Source organism: Streptomyces graminilatus (assembly GCF_001418565.1).
GTDB classification, from domain to species: domain Bacteria; phylum Actinomycetota; class Actinomycetes; order Streptomycetales; family Streptomycetaceae; genus Streptomyces; species Streptomyces graminilatus.
In genome coordinates, this window is record NZ_LIQQ01000254.1 from 1 (window position 1) to 17082 (window position 17082).

At 71.9% G+C, this 17082-nt stretch carries 14 protein-coding genes and 1 pseudogene; 7 read left to right on the forward strand and 8 right to left on the reverse strand.

What is annotated here, in order from left to right; translation table 11 throughout:
- Window positions 1-230: pseudogene (locus tag AOK08_RS21505) on the forward strand (hypothetical protein); the annotation flags it as partial.
- Window positions 231-332: 102 nt separating this feature from the next.
- The gene (locus tag AOK08_RS21510; RefSeq protein WP_079054179.1) at window positions 333-1610 is read left to right on the forward strand and encodes a C40 family peptidase; all 1278 of its coding nucleotides are present in this window, start codon (window positions 333-335) and stop codon (window positions 1608-1610) included.
- 37 nt (window positions 1611-1647) lie between these two features.
- On the opposite strand, the gene AOK08_RS21515 is transcribed toward AOK08_RS21510, so the two are convergent.
- From AOK08_RS21515 to AOK08_RS21535, 5 genes are all read right to left on the reverse strand, one after another.
- Complete coding sequence (locus AOK08_RS21515) at window positions 1648-2901, reverse strand: styrene monooxygenase/indole monooxygenase family protein (RefSeq protein ID WP_055528550.1); 1254 nt, start codon at window positions 2899-2901, stop codon at window positions 1648-1650.
- Between the two features lie 115 nt (window positions 2902-3016).
- The gene (locus AOK08_RS21520; protein ID WP_055528553.1) at window positions 3017-3682 is read right to left on the reverse strand and encodes a GTP-binding protein; all 666 of its coding nucleotides are present in this window, start codon (window positions 3680-3682) and stop codon (window positions 3017-3019) included.
- A complete protein-coding gene (locus AOK08_RS21525; protein WP_055528556.1) occupies window positions 3663-4070 on the reverse strand; it encodes a DUF742 domain-containing protein in 408 nt (135 codons plus the stop codon). Before AOK08_RS21525 ends, AOK08_RS21520 begins: the two co-directional genes overlap by 20 nt.
- Window positions 4067-4621: a roadblock/LC7 domain-containing protein gene (locus AOK08_RS21530; protein ID WP_055528559.1), complete on the reverse strand. Its 555-nt coding sequence runs from the start codon at window positions 4619-4621 to the stop codon at window positions 4067-4069. The genes AOK08_RS21525 and AOK08_RS21530 overlap by 4 nt, the downstream gene beginning before the upstream one ends.
- Entirely contained in the window at window positions 4618-7467 is a 2850-nt protein-coding gene (locus AOK08_RS21535; RefSeq protein ID WP_241827041.1) for a sensor histidine kinase, read from the reverse strand. The genes AOK08_RS21530 and AOK08_RS21535 overlap by 4 nt, the downstream gene beginning before the upstream one ends.
- A 439-nt stretch (window positions 7468-7906) precedes the next feature.
- Here AOK08_RS21535 and AOK08_RS21540 point away from each other — a divergent pair, with 439 nt between their 5' ends.
- Window positions 7907-8698: a hypothetical protein gene (locus AOK08_RS21540; RefSeq protein WP_055528568.1), complete on the forward strand. Its 792-nt coding sequence runs from the start codon at window positions 7907-7909 to the stop codon at window positions 8696-8698.
- Window positions 8699-8720: 22 nt separating this feature from the next.
- On the opposite strand, the gene AOK08_RS21545 is transcribed toward AOK08_RS21540, so the two are convergent.
- Together AOK08_RS21545 and lon are read right to left on the reverse strand one after the other, a co-directional pair.
- A complete protein-coding gene (locus AOK08_RS21545; protein ID WP_055528572.1) occupies window positions 8721-9224 on the reverse strand; it encodes a MarR family winged helix-turn-helix transcriptional regulator in 504 nt (167 codons plus the stop codon).
- Between the two features lie 298 nt (window positions 9225-9522).
- The gene (lon, locus tag AOK08_RS21550) at window positions 9523-11946 is read right to left on the reverse strand and encodes an endopeptidase La (RefSeq protein WP_055528582.1); all 2424 of its coding nucleotides are present in this window, start codon (window positions 11944-11946) and stop codon (window positions 9523-9525) included.
- A 196-nt stretch (window positions 11947-12142) separates the two neighbouring features.
- Between lon and AOK08_RS21555 the strand changes: the two genes are divergently transcribed.
- Window positions 12143-12805: a GNAT family N-acetyltransferase gene (locus tag AOK08_RS21555; protein ID WP_055528589.1), complete on the forward strand. Its 663-nt coding sequence runs from the start codon at window positions 12143-12145 to the stop codon at window positions 12803-12805.
- 369 nt (window positions 12806-13174) lie between these two features.
- On the opposite strand, the gene AOK08_RS21560 is transcribed toward AOK08_RS21555, so the two are convergent.
- Entirely contained in the window at window positions 13175-14179 is a 1005-nt protein-coding gene (locus tag AOK08_RS21560) for a rhomboid-like protein (protein ID WP_241827042.1), read from the reverse strand.
- A 151-nt stretch (window positions 14180-14330) separates the two neighbouring features.
- On the opposite strand from AOK08_RS21560, the gene AOK08_RS21565 reads away from it, so the two are divergent.
- From AOK08_RS21565 to AOK08_RS21575, 3 genes are all read left to right on the forward strand, one after another.
- A complete protein-coding gene (locus AOK08_RS21565) occupies window positions 14331-15026 on the forward strand; it encodes a spermidine synthase family protein (protein ID WP_055528592.1) in 696 nt (231 codons plus the stop codon).
- A gap of 145 nt (window positions 15027-15171) precedes the next feature.
- Entirely contained in the window at window positions 15172-15909 is a 738-nt protein-coding gene (locus AOK08_RS21570) for a response regulator transcription factor (RefSeq protein WP_055528598.1), read from the forward strand.
- Window positions 15906-17015, forward strand: coding sequence for a sensor histidine kinase (locus AOK08_RS21575; RefSeq protein ID WP_055528605.1), 1110 nt, complete (start codon window positions 15906-15908; stop codon window positions 17013-17015). The genes AOK08_RS21570 and AOK08_RS21575 overlap by 4 nt, the downstream gene beginning before the upstream one ends.
- Window positions 17016-17082 lie beyond the last annotated feature (67 nt).

The following is a 17082-nucleotide window of genomic DNA, read 5'->3' on the forward strand; positions in this document are numbered from 1 at the left end:
TCCTGGTCTACCGGCGGGTGCAGCGCGGCTACAGCAAGCGGCTCGGCCTGCCCCAGGGCTGGAAGTACGAGTTCGCCGCCGACGGGGACGACAAGGGCGAGGCGACGTGGGGCGGCGGACTCGGCGGCCTGAAGTGGCCGTGGTCGAAACCGGACACCGCACCCGGCACTCCGCCCGGCGCCGCGCCCGACGCCACGCCGGGCGGCCGGCGGGATGACGCCGACGGGTGACGCGGTTGCGCCGAACCGCGCACCTCCGGCGCGCGCGCCGGACGCCTGCGGCTGATGCTCGCCCTACGGGATGGAGGGGCCACCCCGCAGGGAGGTGACGACGTGTCAGGAGGACTGCTGCGTCTGGCCTGTACGGCCGCCACGGCGGCGCTCGCCGTGCAGGCCCTCGTGGGCCCCGGGCTCGCCGTCGCGGCACCGGCACCCCCGGAGCCCGGCACGCGGACGGCGACGACGGCACCCAGCACGCCACCATCGCCTGACCCGGCGGAGGGCCAGGACGCCGAGGAACGGCCCGTCGCCGAACTGCTGACGGAGCTTCAGCGCCTGTACCGGGAGGCGGAACAGGCCACCGAGGCCTACAACGCCACCGAGGAGCGGCTGAAGCGGCGCCGGGCCGAGACCGGGCGGCTGGACGCCGACCTGGTGCGGGCCCGGCTCTCCCTGCACCGGAGCAGGGGCTCGGCCGGACGGCTGGCCCGCCAGCAGTACCAGGACAGCACCGACATCTCCCCGTACGTACGGCTGCTGCTGGCCCGCGATCCGCAGCACGCCCTCGACCAGGGGCATCTGATCGGCCAGTTGGCGCGCGAGCGGGCCGGGACGGTCGGGCGGCTGGCGAGCGGTGAACGCCGGGCCGACGAACTGGCGCGCAAGGCCCGTGCCGCGCTCGACGAACAGCTCACCCTCATGGCACGCCGGACGAAGGAACGCGACAACGTGACCCGGCGCCTGGACGACGTCGAGGAACTCCTCACGTCCCTCACCCCGGAGCAGCTCACCGCCCTCGCCGAGCTGGAGCGCAGCCGTGTCGCACGGGCACAGGAGCAGCTCGTCGCGTCCGGTGCGCTCGGCGCGCCCGGCGAGGAGCGCAAGCCGTCGGCGGAGGGCGAGAAGGCCGTGCGGTACGCCGCACGGCAGCTCGGGAAGCCGTACGAATGGGGCGCGGAGGGCCCGCGCACGTACGACTGCTCGGGCCTGACGTCCGATGCCTGGGGGCACGCCGGGACACCGATCCCACGGACCAGCGAGGAGCAGTGGGCGCGCCTGCCGAGAATCCCGCTGACCGAGCTGCGCCCCGGTGACCTGGTCGTCTACTTCCCCGAGGCCACCCATGTGGCGCTGTACCTCGGGGCGGGCAAGGTGATCCAGGCCCCGAGAACCGGCGAGGAGGTGACGGTCTCCCAGCTCGCGTCCCACCCGGTGCTCGGCGCGGTGCGTCCGGATCCGGCGGCCCGGCCGCTGCGGCGCTACGAGCCGCCGAAGCTGCCCGAACTGCCCGAACTTCCCGGGCTGCGCGGGCTGTTGCCGGAACTGCCGGCGCCGATGGGGCTCCCGGAGCGCGGGGAGCGCCGGGAGCCCCGGGAGCCCCGGAACCGCTAGGCGGTCGGTCACCGTGTGCGGGAGCGGCGCCGGATCGTCAGGCTCCGGTCAGTGAGCCCAGGTAGGCCGCGGTCCGCTCCGGGTCGTAGAGGAAGTTCTCGAAGTCCGACGGGTCGTCGAAGCCGTTGGCGAAACGGTCGGCCGCGGGCGGCAACTGGCCTGCCGCGCCCAGGAGGTTGATGATGTGCTCCGGCGGCGGCGCGAGCATCGCGTTGGTCCACTTGGTGACGTGCCGGGCGGTGTCCCAGTAGCGGTCGAAGGTGGCCCGCATCCAGGTCTCGTCGAACTCCTTCTCGCCCTGTTCGAGGATCGATGCGAGATACGAAGCCGCGCATTTCGAGGCGGAGTTGGCGCCCTGGCCGGTGAGCGGGTCGTTCGACACGACCACGTCGGCCATGCCGAGGACCAGGCCGCCGCCGGGGAGGCGGCCGACCGGGTTGCGGACGGTGGGCGCGTAGCGGCCGGTCAACGTGCCGCCCGCGTCGGTGAGTTCGGCCTTGGTGGCCCGCGCGTGCTCCCACGGTGTGAACCGCTCCATGAGTTCCAGGGTCAGGGAGAGGTGTTCGTCCGGATCGCGCACGCCGTGGAAGACGTCGAGGGGGCCGCCGGGTATGCCCTCCCAGAACAGGATGTCGGCGCGGCCCGAGGTGGTGAGCGTCGGCATGACGAACAGCTCGCCGACGCCCGGGACCAGGTTGCAGCGGACGGCGTCGAAGTCGGGGTGTTCGGGGCGCGGGCCCAGTCCATGGACGTAGGCGACGGCCAGGGCGCGCTGCGGCTCGCGGTAGGGGGAGCGCTCGGGGTCGCGGGCGAACATCGACACCAGTTCGCCCTTGCCCGCCGAGACGAGGACCAGGTCGTACGCGCGGGAGAAGTAGTCGAGGTCGCCGACCGCCGCGCCGTGGATGACCAGTTGGCCGCCGCGCTGGGCGAACGTCTCCATCCAGCCGGCCATCTTCACCCGCTGGTCGACCGACTGGGCGTAGCCGTCGAGCCTGCCCACCCAGTCGATCGCGCGCTGCGTGGGGCCCGGGTCGTGCGAGCCGGGGGCCGCCACCGAGACGCCGAGTCCTTCGATCTTCGGGGCCTGGGACTCCCAGAAGTTCAGCTGGAGATCGCGCTCGTGCTGGAGTGCGGTGTCGAACATGCACTGCGTGGACATGACCCTGCCGGTCCGGATCTCGTCGGAGGTCCGGTTGGACATCAGGGTGACCTCGTACCCGTGCGACTGGAGTCCGAGGGCTGTCTGGAGTCCGGCCTGACCGGCTCCGACGACAAGTATCTTCCGCATACGCTCTGGTCTCTCCCCTGCTCGCGGTTACGTCGCAGCTACGTCGTACGTACCGGCCACGTCGTATGTCGTGGCCGGTACGTACGTCGTAGTAAGTACGTCGCGGCCACGCGCTTTACTCGGGACTGACGTCCAGCGCGTGGCCGACCAGGGCGAGCAGGGTCTTGATCACCGGGAGCCGGTGTCTCGCGTCCATGATCATCACGGGTATGTGCGCGGGCACCGTGAGCGCCTCCCGCACGTCCTCCGCCTCGAACACGGCACTGCCCTCGAAGTGGTTGACGGCCACGACGTACGGCAGCCCGCAGCTCTCGAAGTAGTCGAGCGCCGGGAAGCACTCCTTCAGCCGCCGGGTGTCGGCCAGTACGACCGCGCCGATCGCGCCGCGCACCAGGTCGTCCCACATGAACCAGAACCGCTGCTGGCCCGGCGTACCGAACAGGTAGAGCACCAGGTCGTCGTCGAGCGTGACGCGGCCGTAGTCCATGGCGACGGTCGTGCTGCGCTTGTCCGGGGTCGCGGTGAGGTCGTCGGTGCCCTCGCTCGCCTCGGTCATCAGCGCCTCCGTCTGGAGGGGCTCGATCTCCGAGATGGTGCCGACCATCGTGGTCTTGCCGACGCCGAAGCCGCCCGCGATCACGATCTTCGTGGCGATCGGAGCGCGGGTGCGGTCCTCCTGCCACGGCCGCATCTCCTCCTGCTCCGCCGGAACCTGACGGTCCGGCGGGAGGTGGAGAAGCGGGGAGACGCCAAGGGCGACGTCAGAGACGACGGAGTCCACTCAGTACCCTTTCCAGCAGCGCGCGGTCCGGCTGCCCCGGCCCGTGACCGGTTCCGTACACACGGATTCTTCCCTGGTCCGCGAGGTCGCTGAGGAGTACGCGGACCACACCCAGCGGCATCCTCAGCAGCGCGGCGATCTCGGCCACCGTACGCATCCGGCGGCACAGTTCGACGATGGCCCGCAGCTCCGGCACGACCCGGAAGCCGAGGGAACCGTTCTCAAGCTCCCTGCGCTCCTCGGACGCCTCGATCGCCGCGACGAACGTCTCGACGAGGAGGACATGGCCGAAGCGGGTCCGGCCACCGGTCAGCGAGTACGGGCGTACCCGGGCCGGTTTGCGGTCGCCGCCCCGGACGGGGAGCTTGGGCGCGCCGGGCGTACTCACTCGGTGCCCCCCGACGGCCGCCCCCGGACGGCCCGGACCGCCATCGGACCGGTCTCCGCGGGTTCGCCGCCCGCCGCCCCGCGTTCGATCGACTCCCGCAGCTCGCTGCGGAGTTCGGGGGTCAGGACGTGTCCGGCGCGGCCCACGAAGAGCGCCATGTGGTACGCCACCACGCTCATGTCGCAGTCCGGGGAGCCGTGCACACCGAGCAGCGAGCCGTCGCTGATCGACATCACGAAGAGGGTGCCGTCCTCCATGGCGACCATGGTCTGCTTGACGCCGCCGTAGTCCATCAGCTTGGCGGCACCGATGGTGAGGCTGCCGATGCCGGAGACGATGGTGGCGAGGTCGGCGGCGGAGCCTCTGGGGCCGGCCGGCTGGTCGGGCCGGCGTTCCGCGTTCCTGTCTGGGTCGGACGAGAGCAGCAGCAGCCCGTCCGAGGAGACCACCGCGACCGACGTCAGTCCCGGCACCTCCTCGACCAGATTGCTCAGCAGCCAGTGCAGGTTGCGGGCTTCACTACTCAGGCCGAAGGTACTGGGCGCGGTCAACTGCTTGCCTCCTCGACTGTTCCCCCCGTGGTTTCTTCGGCATGTACCGGCTCCGCCGTACGAGCCGTCCGCTCCGCGATCTCCGCCTCCACGTCACGGTGCCCGTCGCGCGCACCCTGGTGGAACCCGCCGAGCCTGCGGCGCAGCGCCTCGGCGTCGACGGACCCGATACGCGGTCTCGGCGGCTCCGCGGGCGCGGTGATCCTCGGGGTCCGCTTGGGCAGCCCCTTGTCGGTGACCGGCTCCTCGTCGGCGCGCTCGTGCGCGTCGGGGCCGATGGCGAAGGGGTCCGACGCGGAGTCGGTGGCGTTGTCGCTGTCGCTGTCGCTGTCGGGAGCTGTCGCGTCGGCCGGCCCGGCGGTGTCCACGGCCGAGGGGTCCGGCAGGAACAGTTCCATGGTGATCTCGGACGTGGGCAGGGGCGCGGGGCGGGACTCCGGCTCCGTCTCCGCCTGGTCCGGTTCCCCGTTCGCCTCGGCTTCGGCCTCGGCCTCCGCCTTCCGTACGGCCCGTTCCGCGAGGGCGATCAGCAGGTCCGGCGCGTCGGCCGGGAGCGGTTCGCCGACCGTGTCCTTCGCCGGTTCCGCTTCCGGTTCCTCGGCCTCCGAACGGCCTTGCAGCACATTGGAGTTGGCCTCGGCGTCGACACCCGGGAAGGAGAGGGTGGACGGCTGGACGGTGTCCGGGGCGGCGGCGAGCAGAGCCTTCGGCAGTACGACGACCGCCGCGACCCCGCCCTCCTTCCGCTCCCGCAACTGCACCCGCACCCCGTGCCGGTGGGCGAGCCGCGCGACGACGTACAGGCCGAGCCCGATCCCGTCGCCGCCCTCCTTCCCTGCCGTCCCGCTTGTCTCGCCGAGGTCGTCCGAGTCGTACGCGTCGTACGCGTCGTGCGGGACGTCCGGATCGAAGTCGGCGAGGCGGGAGTTGAGGCGGACCAGTCGATCGGCGTTCATGCCGATGCCGTCGTCCTGGACGGAGAGCATGATCTCGCCGCTCTCCAGGAGCCAGCCGGAGATCTCCACCGGCAGCTCGGGCGGGGTGAACGAGGTCGCGTTCTCCAGGAGTTCGGCCAGCAGATGGCTGACGTCGTCGGCGACGAACCCGGCGAGATGCGTGTGCGGCGGCAGCGCGGAGATGCGCACCCGCTCGTAGCGCTCGATCTCGCTCACGGCGGCGCGGACCACGTCGACGAGCGGGACGGGGCCCGCGTGGTGGTGGCCGTGCTCGGCGCCCGCGAGGACCAGGAGGTTCTCGCTGTGCCGGCGCATGACGGTGGCGAAGTGGTCGAGCTTGAAGAGGGTGGCGAGCCGCTCCGGGTCCTGCTCGCGCTCCTCCAGGCCCTCGATGACGGCGAGTTGGCGCTCGACCAGGCCGAGGGTGCGCAGCGCCAGGTTCACGAAGGTGCCGTGGATGGTGTCCCGGGTGCGGACCAACTGGTCGGCGGCGTCGGCGAGTTCGGTGCGCAGTTCCTCGCGGGCGTCGGCCATCAGCTGGCGCTGGCCGACCAGGTGCTTGCGGTCGGACTCCAGGGTGGCGATGCGCTCGTGGACGGCGAGGGCGCGGGCGTGCAGGGCGTTGACGGAGCGGACGACCTGGGCGAACTCGTCGTTGCGGCCGGTGAACTTGACCGGTTCCTCGGTGAGCGGGTCGGCGGCCTCGGCCAGTCTGGCGGTGCCCCGGCGCAGTACGGAGAGCGGGCGGGTGAGGGAGCGGGCCATGGCGGTGGCGATACCGACGGCGACCAGGAGCAGGGCGCCGAGGGCGGCGATCCGGATCTCCAGCTCGGTGACGTCGTCATCGCGGAGCTTGGTGAGGTCCTGGGTGCGGCGCTCGTAGAGGGAGGACTCGACGCCCCGCATCAGTTCGACGCGGGCGGAGACGGCCGCGTCCACGCTGCTGAGTCTGGTGGCGAGTTCGCCCGGGGACAGCGTGGGCTGGTCGGTGAGCGAGGCGAGGTACTTGTCGGCGGTGTCGACCTCGGGTCCGGTGACCGTGGAGTCGTAGCTGCCGACGGCGTCCTCGGGGGCCGTCTCGCGGAAGTCGGTGATCCCCGCGTCCGAGCGCAGCCGGGCCTGCTGGGCGGCGGCGCTGAGCGCGGCCCGGGTCTTCGCGTCGGCCGGCTTGGTGACGGACTGCTCGGTGGACAGCCCGGTGACCGAGTCGTAGACGCTCTCGGTGGACGTCGGCACGCTGAGTGCGGCGAGGAGGAGTCCCCGGGCGGCGGCGGCCTGCTGGACGGCGGAGTCGAGCTCGGCGAGGGCGTACGCGCCGGCGCCCGCGCGGGGCGGCTGCCGCTCGGCCAGTTGCCCGGCGAGGCGGTGCAGCCTGGTGATGGCGGCGGAGTACGCCTCGTGCGCCTGGAGGGCGGTGCCCTTCCCGCCGAGCGTCTGCGTGCGCAGGTCGGCGATGCCGTCGAGGTCCGCGCGGAGGTCGGCCGGGGTGTCGGGGTCCGCGCGCAGATCGTCGACCTCCCGGTCGACGCGGGCGGCGCGCTGCTCGGAGGGCGTCTTCCCCTTGGGGCGGCCGGCGGCGATGAAGACGGTGACCTCGTCGCGTTCGTCGGCGAGCGAGTGGGCGAGGGTCAGGGCGTCCTGGGTCCGCGTCGCGAGTGTCACCAGCGCCTGCGAGTCGTGGAGCTGCGCGGATGCGGCCACTACGGACGGGGCGCCTGCCCCGGCGATCGCGGCGGCCACGACGGCGACGGCCACGATGAGCCGGTTGCGGACGTGAGCGGGGCGACCCCTGCCCGCGGGATCGGTCGGGGCGTCACCGGTAGCGCCCCCCGCGGGAGCTGTCTGCCTGCCTGTGCGCCGAGGCCGCGTCTTCTGCACCGGTGCTCGCATTCCTGACTCGTGTGCCCATGGGCCCGGGTGACGAACCGTCGGGACCCGGATGACGATCCGTCAACTGCATGGCCGCCCTGATGGTTCTGGCCTGCCACTCACCCGGCACGGTTCCGGTTCTCCGGCACGGCCCGGCTCCCGACCCTCCCATGCCGGTGGGCAGGGAGCGCGTGTCGCCTGACCCGCCACTCAAAGGAGTGAACATCAAGGAGTCAACATCGGCGGGGAGTTGGCGGCAAGTTCCCCCGGTCTGTGCCACCGCCGTGCCCGGCAGGCCGGTTGGACGTGGGCGGCGGGCTTTGACATCATCCGCCGCGCCGTCTTCACGGAGTGGATCAATCTCGCCCAAAACAGGCGCCTGACCAGCGACTACACGCTGTTTCGGCAATCGTTGCCCGCGATTTGGGGAGGTTGTGAAGGGCTCGTGCAGACTGGCCGGATGCGTACTGAACTGGTCACGGAGCCGGGCGATCCGGACCGCCCCAATGAGGACTTCGCGGCGATCGGACTTCCCGCCTCAGGGCAGGGCGGTGCGCTCGTCCTTCTGGACGGGGTGACACCCCCGGCGGCCGGAACGGGTTGTCTGCATTCCGTCCCCTGGTACACGGCCCGACTCGGCGGCGCCTTGACCGAACTGTCGGTTTCGCTACGAGATGTCCCCCTCACCGAGCTACTGGCGACCGCCATCTCTCGTACCGCCGAGGCCCACGCGCAAACCTGTGACCTTTCTCACCCACGCACCCCTCAGGCAACAGTGGTTCTCGCCCGCTGGTCACCGGCCACCGTGGAGCACCTGGTCCTGTCCGACTCGGCACTGCTGACCGAGTCCCCGGAGGGCACGGTCACCGCGCACCTGGACGACCGGCTGTCCCGCGTCCCCCGCGCCTGGCTGACCACGGACGCGATCGCCGACGCGACGGTACGCAACAAGGAGGGCGGTTTCTTCACGGCGGCGGCCGATCCGTCGGTGGCCTCCCGCGCGGTGACGGGCTCGCTCCCGCGCGACGGGGTCCGCGCCCTGGCCGCCCTGACGGACGGCGCGACCCGCTGGGTGGAGAAGTTCACCGAGGGCGACTGGACGGCCTGCTTCACCGCCGTGCGCAAGGAGGGTGCCGGGGCGCTGGTGCACCGCGTACGGGAGCTGGAGCGGGCCGACGCGGACGCGGGCCGGCCGCGCCTGGGCCGCGGCAAGACCCACGACGACGCGACGGTCGCGTACGTGGAGTTGTAGCCGTGGCTGTCGCCGCGTGCGGCTACTTCTCCATTCCGAGGTTGAGCTGGTGCAGCAGGCGGGCCAGTTCGGCCACCTCCAGGCGGTCCCAGGCTGCCAGCTCGCGCACATACCGCTCGCGGCGGGCCTCCCGGACCTTACGGAAGCGGACGCGGCCCTCGTCCGTGAGGTGGACCAGCCAGGCGCGCCCGTCGGCCGGGTCCGGTTCGCGGGCGATGAGGCCCAGCTCCTCCAGGGCGCGCAGTTGGCGGGACATGGTGGCCTTGCCGACGCCGATGTAGGCCGCGAGCTCGGTGGCCCGCTGGCGCCCGCACTCGTCGAGCCGCACCAGGAGTCCGTACGCCGACGACTCCAGGTCGGGATGGACCTCGCGGGCCATCTCCCCGGAGTTGGCGCGGGCGCGCCGCAGGAACACCGTCAACTCGCGCTCCAGGGCGAGGAACTCCCGCTCGACCCCGCGCCCGGGTGTCGTGGGCTCGACACCCCGCTTGCCGGGGTTCCCCTCGCCGTTCCCGTCCTCGTGCACGTCAGCACCCCTGATCCGGTTTCGCCGCCCTGAAGGCTTCTGAAGATTTCCGCCGGGCTCGGCCGTTGCCGCAGCTCGGACAGTATTTCGCAGGCTCGGGCGGCCGACGCCATCCAGGTGCCTTTCAAGCCCGTCGAGGCCCCCGTTCCGGCGTACGGGAAGACCCGTATCGGCGCACGGGAAGACCCGTATCGGCGCACGGGAAGACCCGTATCGGCGCACGGGAGGGCCCGTATCGGCGCACGGGAAGACCCGGACCCCTTCCGGGACCCGGGCCCTCACCGACCGGCAGCGTCCGTCACGCCGCTGCCGGAGTCCTCACCTCCGCCGGGTTCGCCACCGGGGTGAGCGCCAGTTCGAGGACCTGGCGGACGTCCGTGACGGCGTGGACGTCGAGCTTCTCCAGGACCTCGGCCGGGACGTCGTCCAGGTCGGCCTCGTTGCGCTTGGGGATGATCACGGTGGTGACGCCGGCCCGGTGCGCGGCGAGCAGCTTCTGCTTCACCCCGCCGATCGGCAGCACCCGCCCGGTCAGCGAGACCTCGCCGGTCATGGCGACGTCCGTACGCACGAGCCGTCCGCTGAGCAGTGAGGCGAGGGCGGTCGTCATGGTGACGCCCGCGCTCGGGCCGTCCTTGGGCACGGCCCCGGCCGGGAAGTGGATGTGCACGCCCCGGTCCTTCAGGTCGCCGACGGGCAGTTCCAGTTCGGCGCCGTGCGAGCGCAGGAAGGAGAGCGCGATCTGCGCGGACTCCTTCATGACGTCGCCGAGCTGCCCGGTGAGGGTCAGTCCGGCGGCGCCGGTCTCCGGATCGGCGAGCGAGGCCTCGACGTAGAGGACGTCACCGCCGGCCCCGGTGACCGCGAGCCCGGTCGCGACCCCCGGTACGGCGGTGCGCCGCTCGGCCGGGTCGGTGGCGGACTCGGGCACGTGATGGGGGCGCCCGATGAGCCCGCGCAGATCACCTTCGGCGACCGTGAACGGCAGTTTCCGCTCCCCGAGTTCGTGCTGGGCGGCGACCTTGCGCAGCAGCCGCGCGATGGACCGCTCCAGGTTGCGGACACCGGCCTCCCGCGTGTACTCCCCGGCGAGCTTGCGCAGCGCGCTCTCGTCCAGAGTGACTTCGGCGCCCTCCAGACCGGCCCGCTCCAACTGCCTGGGCAGCAGGTGGTCCCGGGCGATGACGACCTTCTCGTCCTCCGTGTACCCGTCCAGCCGGACGAGTTCCATCCGGTCGAGCAGGGCCTCGGGGATCGCTTCGAGGACGTTGGCGGTGGCGAGGAACACCACGTCGCTGAGGTCGAGTTCGACTTCGAGGTAGTGGTCGCGGAAGGTGTGGTTCTGCGCCGGGTCGAGGACCTCCAGCAGGGCGGCGGCCGGGTCGCCCCGGAAGTCGGAGCCGACCTTGTCGATCTCGTCGAGGAGGACGACGGGGTTCATGGACCCGGCCTCCTTGACGGCCCGCACGATCCGCCCGGGCAGCGCGCCGACATACGTACGCCGGTGCCCGCGGATCTCGGCCTCGTCCCGCACACCGCCCAGTGCGACGCGGACGAACTTCCTCCCCATGGCGTGCGCGACGGACTCACCGAGGCTGGTCTTGCCGACACCGGGCGGCCCGACGAGCGCCAGTACGGCGCCGCCACGACGCCCGCCGACAACGCCCAGCCCGCGCTCGGCGCGCCGCTTGCGCACGGCGAGGTACTCGGTGATGCGCTCCTTCACGTCCTGGAGGCCCGCGTGCTCGGCGTCGAGCACGGCCTGGGCGCCCTGGATGTCGTAGGAGTCCTCGGTCCGCTCGTTCCAGGGCAGTTCGAGGACGGTGTCGAGCCAGGTGCGGATCCAGCCGCCCTCAGGGGACTGCTCGGAGGAGCGCTCCAGCTTGTCGACCTCTTTGAGGGCCGCCTCGCGCACCTTCTCCGGCAGATCGGCGGCCTCGACGCGGGCGCGGTAGTCGTCGGACTCCTCGCCGTCCTGCTCGCCGTTGAGGTCGCGCAGCTCCTTGCGTACGGCTTCGAGTTGCTTGCGCAGCAGGAACTCCCGCTGCTGCTTGTCGACGCCCTCCTGGACGTCCTTCGCGATGGTCTCGGCGACGTCCTGCTCGGCGAGGTGGTCGCGCAACTGCTGGGTGGCGAGCCTCAGACGGGCCACCGGGTCGGTGGTCTCCAGCAGTTCGATCTTCTGGTCGGTGCTGAGGAAGGGCGAGTAACCGGAATTGTCGGCGAGGGCGGAGACGTCGTCGATGTTCTGCACCCGGTCCACGACCTGCCAGGCGCCGCGCTTGCGGAGCCAGGAGGTGGCCAGGGCCTTGTATTCCTTGGCGAGTTCGGTGACATGACCGGGCAGGGGATCCGGCACGGTCTCGTCGATCCGTGTCCCCTCGACCCACAGCGCGGCCCCGGGCCCGGTGGTCCCGGCGCCGATCCGCACGCGCCCACGGGCCCGGACAAGGGCGCCCGGGTCGCCGTCCGCAAGCCGCCCGACCTGCTCGACGGTGCCCAGGACACCGGTGCCGGGGTACGTCCCGTCGATACGCGGCACCAGCAGCACCCTGGGTTTGCCGGGCTCGTCGCGCGCGGCGGCCTGGGCGGCCTCGACGGCGGCCCGGACATCGGCGTCGTTCAGGTCCAGCGGAACAACCATGCCGGGAAGCACGACCTCGTCGTCGAGCGGCAGCACGGGCAGAGTGAGCGGAGTGAACGCATTGGACTCAGCAGCCATGATCTTCCCTTCGGCATTCAAGTTGAGCTATGCCGACTCAATGCGCGATGGGCGCCGAATGTTCCCCGCCGCGTGTTCGCCGTGAGCGATCACACCTCCCGCAATGTCCGGACCTGCGCATACAGTCATCCGAGTAACATCCAATAAGCCAGTTTAACCATTACGAAACATTGCACAGATCGCACAGGGAGTTGGCGTGGACGGAACCGTGCGGGCCTGGATAGACGGCTGGGTGGTCTCGCGCGGGGCGGCGCCGCCGCTGACCGAGCCCTGGGGCTGGACGATCGACGTGGGCACGGCCGACCATGTCACCCGGCACGTCCTGGGCGCCGTGAACGACAACGTCGAGGAGCGGACCGTCCGCAAGGTGGCCGAGGCGGTGACCGGGGCCGGCGTGTGGCTCAAGGTGTTCGGCGACCCGGCGACGGTAGGCCGCTGGCTCGGCCAGGGCTGGTGGGTCAACCCCGACCCGGGCCACCTGATGACGGTCCCGCTGACCGACCGGGAGCCGCCTGCCGTCCCCGACGGCTACCGGGTACGCGTGTGGTCGCGCGGCGGGGTGACCCGCGTCGCGCTGGCGGCCCCCGACGGTTCCTGGGCGGCCCGCGGCCAGCTCGCCCCGACGGGCAGGACGGCGGTGGTCGACCAGGTGGCGACCTCCCCCGCGCACCAACGCCGGGGACTCGGCTCCTTCGTGATGCGCACCCTGGCACAGGAGGCCGCCGCCCAGGGCGCGGAGACGGGCGTACTGGTCGGAACACCGGAGGGCCGGGCCCTGTACGAGTCGCTGGGCTGGCGGGCGGAGGCACTCATGACGAGCGCGAGGTTCACGGGGGCGGCGGCCGACGGGGCCGAGTAGGGCCTGCCGCCTGGGCCGGTCGCTTCCCGGCGGGGCCGGTCACCGGGGCCGGTCGCCCGCCCGGAACCCACCACGGCACCGGGCAACGTGCCAACGTGCACGCACTCCCGGCGGGCCGGGCAAATCCTGCCGCCGAGACCCGTCACCCGCCCGGGGGGGGCCTGCCGGAACCCACCACGCCACCGGCAACGCGCGAAAGGGCACGCACCCCCGACCCAGCCGGGTAACCCCTGCCGCCAGGCCCGTCGCCCGCCCGCGCGGCCGGTGCCCGCCACGGCGGCGGTCGGCGTGCGAGTGGGCGCGGGCTTTCGGCGGGATGCCGCCCAGAGGCTCAAGGACGCTCAAGACAGGGGCGGAGCGTGCGTGGCGTCACCGGGCGGGCGGGAATCCGGCGGCAGGGCCTGGGGCGACGCCCGTCGCCGGGGTCGTCCCGTCCGTCGCGCCCACGCTCCCCGCCCGGTTGCGCAGATGCCAGGGGCCCTCAGGGGCGCAGCCCCTGAGGGCGCGGGGAACTGCGCGCCCAGCCCCCACCGGCCGGCTGCCAATGTGCCGCCGGTACCGCCGCGCCCAGGGCCAGGTGGCGACCCCGATGGCCAGCGCCGTCACATGGCCCCAGTCGGTCATCGGGTCGGCGTAGGCGGCCAGGTCCGCCACCAGCATCCAGCCGAACGCGAGCAGCATCGGCCACCCCAGCCACGGCCGCAGCAGCCCCGCCAGCGCCCCCACGCTCGCCGCGACCCCGAAGCTGATCCCGTAGTCGAGCCGGTGCGCCGAACTCACGGGCAACCAGCCCACCAGTACCGCGAACCCCACCGGCACCTCGGTCGCGAGGGTGGCCAGCACATGCCCGAGCGCGAACACCCCGGCGGTGCGCAGCCCGCCGATCCGCCGCTCCAGTGCGGTCAGGACAAGGACAAGGACCAGGGCGTACGGCGACGCCAGGCCGCCCGCGACCCACAGCGCGCTGGCGACCAGCACGAACACGGGTTCCCGCAGGAGATGGGCGACATCGGTGCTGGAGCCCTGCACAAGGGCGTACACGAGGTCCGGGGACGCGTGCTCCGCGACGAACGCCGTGACCAGGAGGACGGCCACGAACGTGTAGGTGAAGGGGGTCCCGGTGGGGGTGGGGAGGAGATGCCAGAGGCGAAGGGCCAGGGCCCGGGCCCACTTCCCGGGGGTGGCCTCATCGGGCGCCACGGGCCCCTCTGGCCGTACGAGCCCCACCGGCCGCGCGGACACGGCTTCCGCCGCCGGGCCGCGCTGCCTCGGCATCCCGTCCAGCAGCCCCACGACCTCCGCGACAGGGATGCCCGAGGGCGCCGGTGAACCCGGCGTCCCGTCACCCGACGAACCGGCTGCCTGTTGTTCCACGGTGAGGCGCTCCTTCCGCTTCGCCCCCACCTTTCGCCCCCGGCCACGCAGTTGTCTGTGACCCGCGCCACGCCCAGGCCGATTCACATCAAGCCGACAGACTCAGTAAATGCCACGCTCACCCGAACCGCACTGCGCCAAGATTGTTCCCATGACCCACCCGACCGTCTCCTACGACACCCCCGAGGTCCTGGACCGGCGCGAGGGCCCGTACGGCGAGGTCGTTCTGCGGCAACACGGTGAGCTGCTGCAGATCATCGCCAACGGGTGCTTCCTGATGGACACGTCGGACGGCCGGTCCGAGCGCCTCCTCGTCGACGCCGCCCTCGACGCCCTCTCCCCCGCCGCCCGGACCCGCGCCCCGCACGTCCTGATCGGCGGCCTCGGCGTCGGATTCTCCCTCGTGCACGCCGCGGCCGACCCCCGCTGGGGCGCCGTCACCGTTGTCGAACGCGAACCGGCGATCATCGGCTGGCACCGGGACGGGCCGCTCGCCCCGCTCTCCGCCGACGCCGTCGCCGACCCCCGGACCGAGATCGTCGAAGCCGATCTCGTGGATTACGTCAATGAGACCTCTGACACATTTGACGCGCTCTGTCTCGACATCGACAACGGGCCCGGATGGACCGTCACGGAGGACAATCAGAGCCTGTATTCGCAGGCCGGACTGGCAAGCTGCGCAAGGGTGTTGAGGTCGGACGGGGTACTCGCGGTATGGTCCGCCCAGCCCTCCCGGGAATTTGAGGGAACCCTACGGAATGCCGGATTCCGGTCAGTACGCACCGAAGAGATCCCCGTTGCCCGGGGAGTCCCCGACGTCGTACACCTCGCCGTCCGACCTGGATAGCCCCCATGCGGTTACTGCCCGTACTCTGCTCCCCTGACGCCGATCACTCACCCGATCAGCCGTGCGTCAATCGCAGTCATGCGCGGACAAGCGCAGCCAAGGAACCACCCCACTGGTTCCGGAAAGCACACTTCAGGGACGGGCGATGGAGCAGACACACACCTCCCAGAACAGCGCGACGGCGACCCCCGGCGCCCAGCGCCGGGTACTCGTGGTCGAGGACGACCCGACGATCGTCGACGCCATCGCGGCCCGTCTGCGCGCAGAGGGATTTCTCGTGCAGACCGCCGGCGACGGGCCGGCCGCGGTCGACACCGCCGAGGCCTGGCAGCCCGACCTGCTGATCCTCGACATCATGCTGCCCGGCTTCGACGGTCTTGAGGTGTGCAGGCGGGTGCAGGCCCAGCGGGCCGTGCCCGTCCTGATGCTCACCGCGCGTGACGACGAGACCGACATGCTGGTCGGGCTCGGCGTCGGCGCCGACGACTACATGACGAAGCCCTTCTCCATGCGCGAGCTGGCCGCGCGGGTGCACGTACTGCTGCGCCGGGTAGAGCGGGCCGCCATCGCCGCGTCGACCCCGCGCTCCGGCATACTGCGCCTGGGCGAACTGGAGATCGACCACGCGCAGCGGCGGGTCCGGGTGCGCTCCGAGGACGTGCACCTCACGCCCACCGAGTTCGACCTGCTCGTCTGCCTGGCCAACACGCCCCGCGCCGTCCTCTCCCGCGAGCAACTGCTCGCCGAGGTGTGGGACTGGGCGGACGCCTCCGGCACCCGTACCGTCGACAGCCACATCAAGGCGCTGCGCCGGAAGATCGGCGCCGAGCGGATCCGTACGGTGCACGGGGTCGGTTACGCACTGGAGACTCCGACGCCATGAACCGCGGGCGGCCGGCCGCGCGGAGGAGCCCCGGGGAGCCCTGGGGCGGCGTACGGCCGTTCTCGATCAAGACCAAGCTCGGCGCGCTGGTCGTCGTCTCGGTCCTGATCACCACCGGTCTGTCGATGATCGCGGTGCACACCAAGACGGAGCTCCGCTTCATCACGGTCTTCTCGATGATCGCCACACTGCTGATCACGCAGTTCGTGGCCCATTCACTCACCGCGCCGCTGGACGACATGAACGCGGTGGCCCGCTCCATCTCGCACGGCGACTACACCCGCCGGGTGCGCGAGAACCGCCGGGACGAACTGGGCGACCTGGCCCAGACGATCAACGTCATGGCGGACGAGCTGGAGGCCCAGGACCGGCAGCGCAAGGAGCTGGTGGCGAACGTCTCGCACGAGCTGCGCACCCCCATCGCGGGGCTGCGCGCCGTGCTGGAGAACGTCGTGGACGGGGTCTCGGCCGCCGATCCGGAGACCATGCGTACGGCGCTCAAGCAGACCGAGCGGCTCGGGCGGCTGGTGGAGACCCTGCTGGATCTCTCCCGGCTCGACAACGGGGTCGTACCGCTGCGCAAGCGCCGGTTCGAGGTCTGGCCGTACCTCTCCGGCGTGCTCAAGGAGGCGAACATGCTCGCCGCCACGCGCGCGGGCATCGCCTCGGGCTCCGGCGGGCACACCCGTAACGACGTCCATCTGCACCTCGACGTCAACCCGCCCGAGCTGGTCGCGCACGCGGACCCGGAGCGGCTCCACCAGGTCGTCGCCAACCTGATCGACAACGCGGTCAAGCACAGCCCCGCGCACGGCCGGGTCACGGTGCGGGCGCGGGGCGGGTCGCCGGCCGGGTCGCTGGACCTGGAGATCCTCGACGAGGGCCCGGGTATCCCGCGCTCGGAGTGGCACCGGGTCTTCGAGCGGTTCAACCGCGGTGGCGTCAGCGCGCCGCACGGTCCAGGAAGTGACGGCGGCACGGGTCTGGGGCTGGCGATCGCCCGCTGGGCGGTCGATCTGCACGGCGGCCGGATCGGTGTGGCCGAATCCGAGCGGGGTTGCCGGATTTTGGTCACCCTTCCGGGAGACCCGTCCGTTCCAAGTTGACGTAAAGTTCGAAGCGGAGCGACAAGATCCGCCTGTCATCCGCGCTGACGGACGCGCGTGGACATGT

Coding starts and splice junctions, on each gene's coding strand:
- AOK08_RS21515 (WP_055528550.1), bottom strand. CDS start 2,901: ATGCGGAAGATACTTGTCGTCGGAGCCGGTCAGGCCGGACTCCAGACA.
- AOK08_RS21535 (WP_241827041.1), bottom strand. CDS start 7,467: ATGCGAGCACCGGTGCAGAAGACGCGGCCTCGGCGCACAGGCAGGCAG.
- AOK08_RS21540 (WP_055528568.1), top strand. CDS start 7,907: ATGCGTACTGAACTGGTCACGGAGCCGGGCGATCCGGACCGCCCCAAT.
- lon (WP_055528582.1), bottom strand. CDS start 11,946: ATGGCTGCTGAGTCCAATGCGTTCACTCCGCTCACTCTGCCCGTGCTG.
- AOK08_RS21565 (WP_055528592.1), top strand. CDS start 14,331: ATGACCCACCCGACCGTCTCCTACGACACCCCCGAGGTCCTGGACCGG.
- AOK08_RS21570 (WP_055528598.1), top strand. CDS start 15,172: ATGGAGCAGACACACACCTCCCAGAACAGCGCGACGGCGACCCCCGGC.
- AOK08_RS21575 (WP_055528605.1), top strand. CDS start 15,906: ATGAACCGCGGGCGGCCGGCCGCGCGGAGGAGCCCCGGGGAGCCCTGG.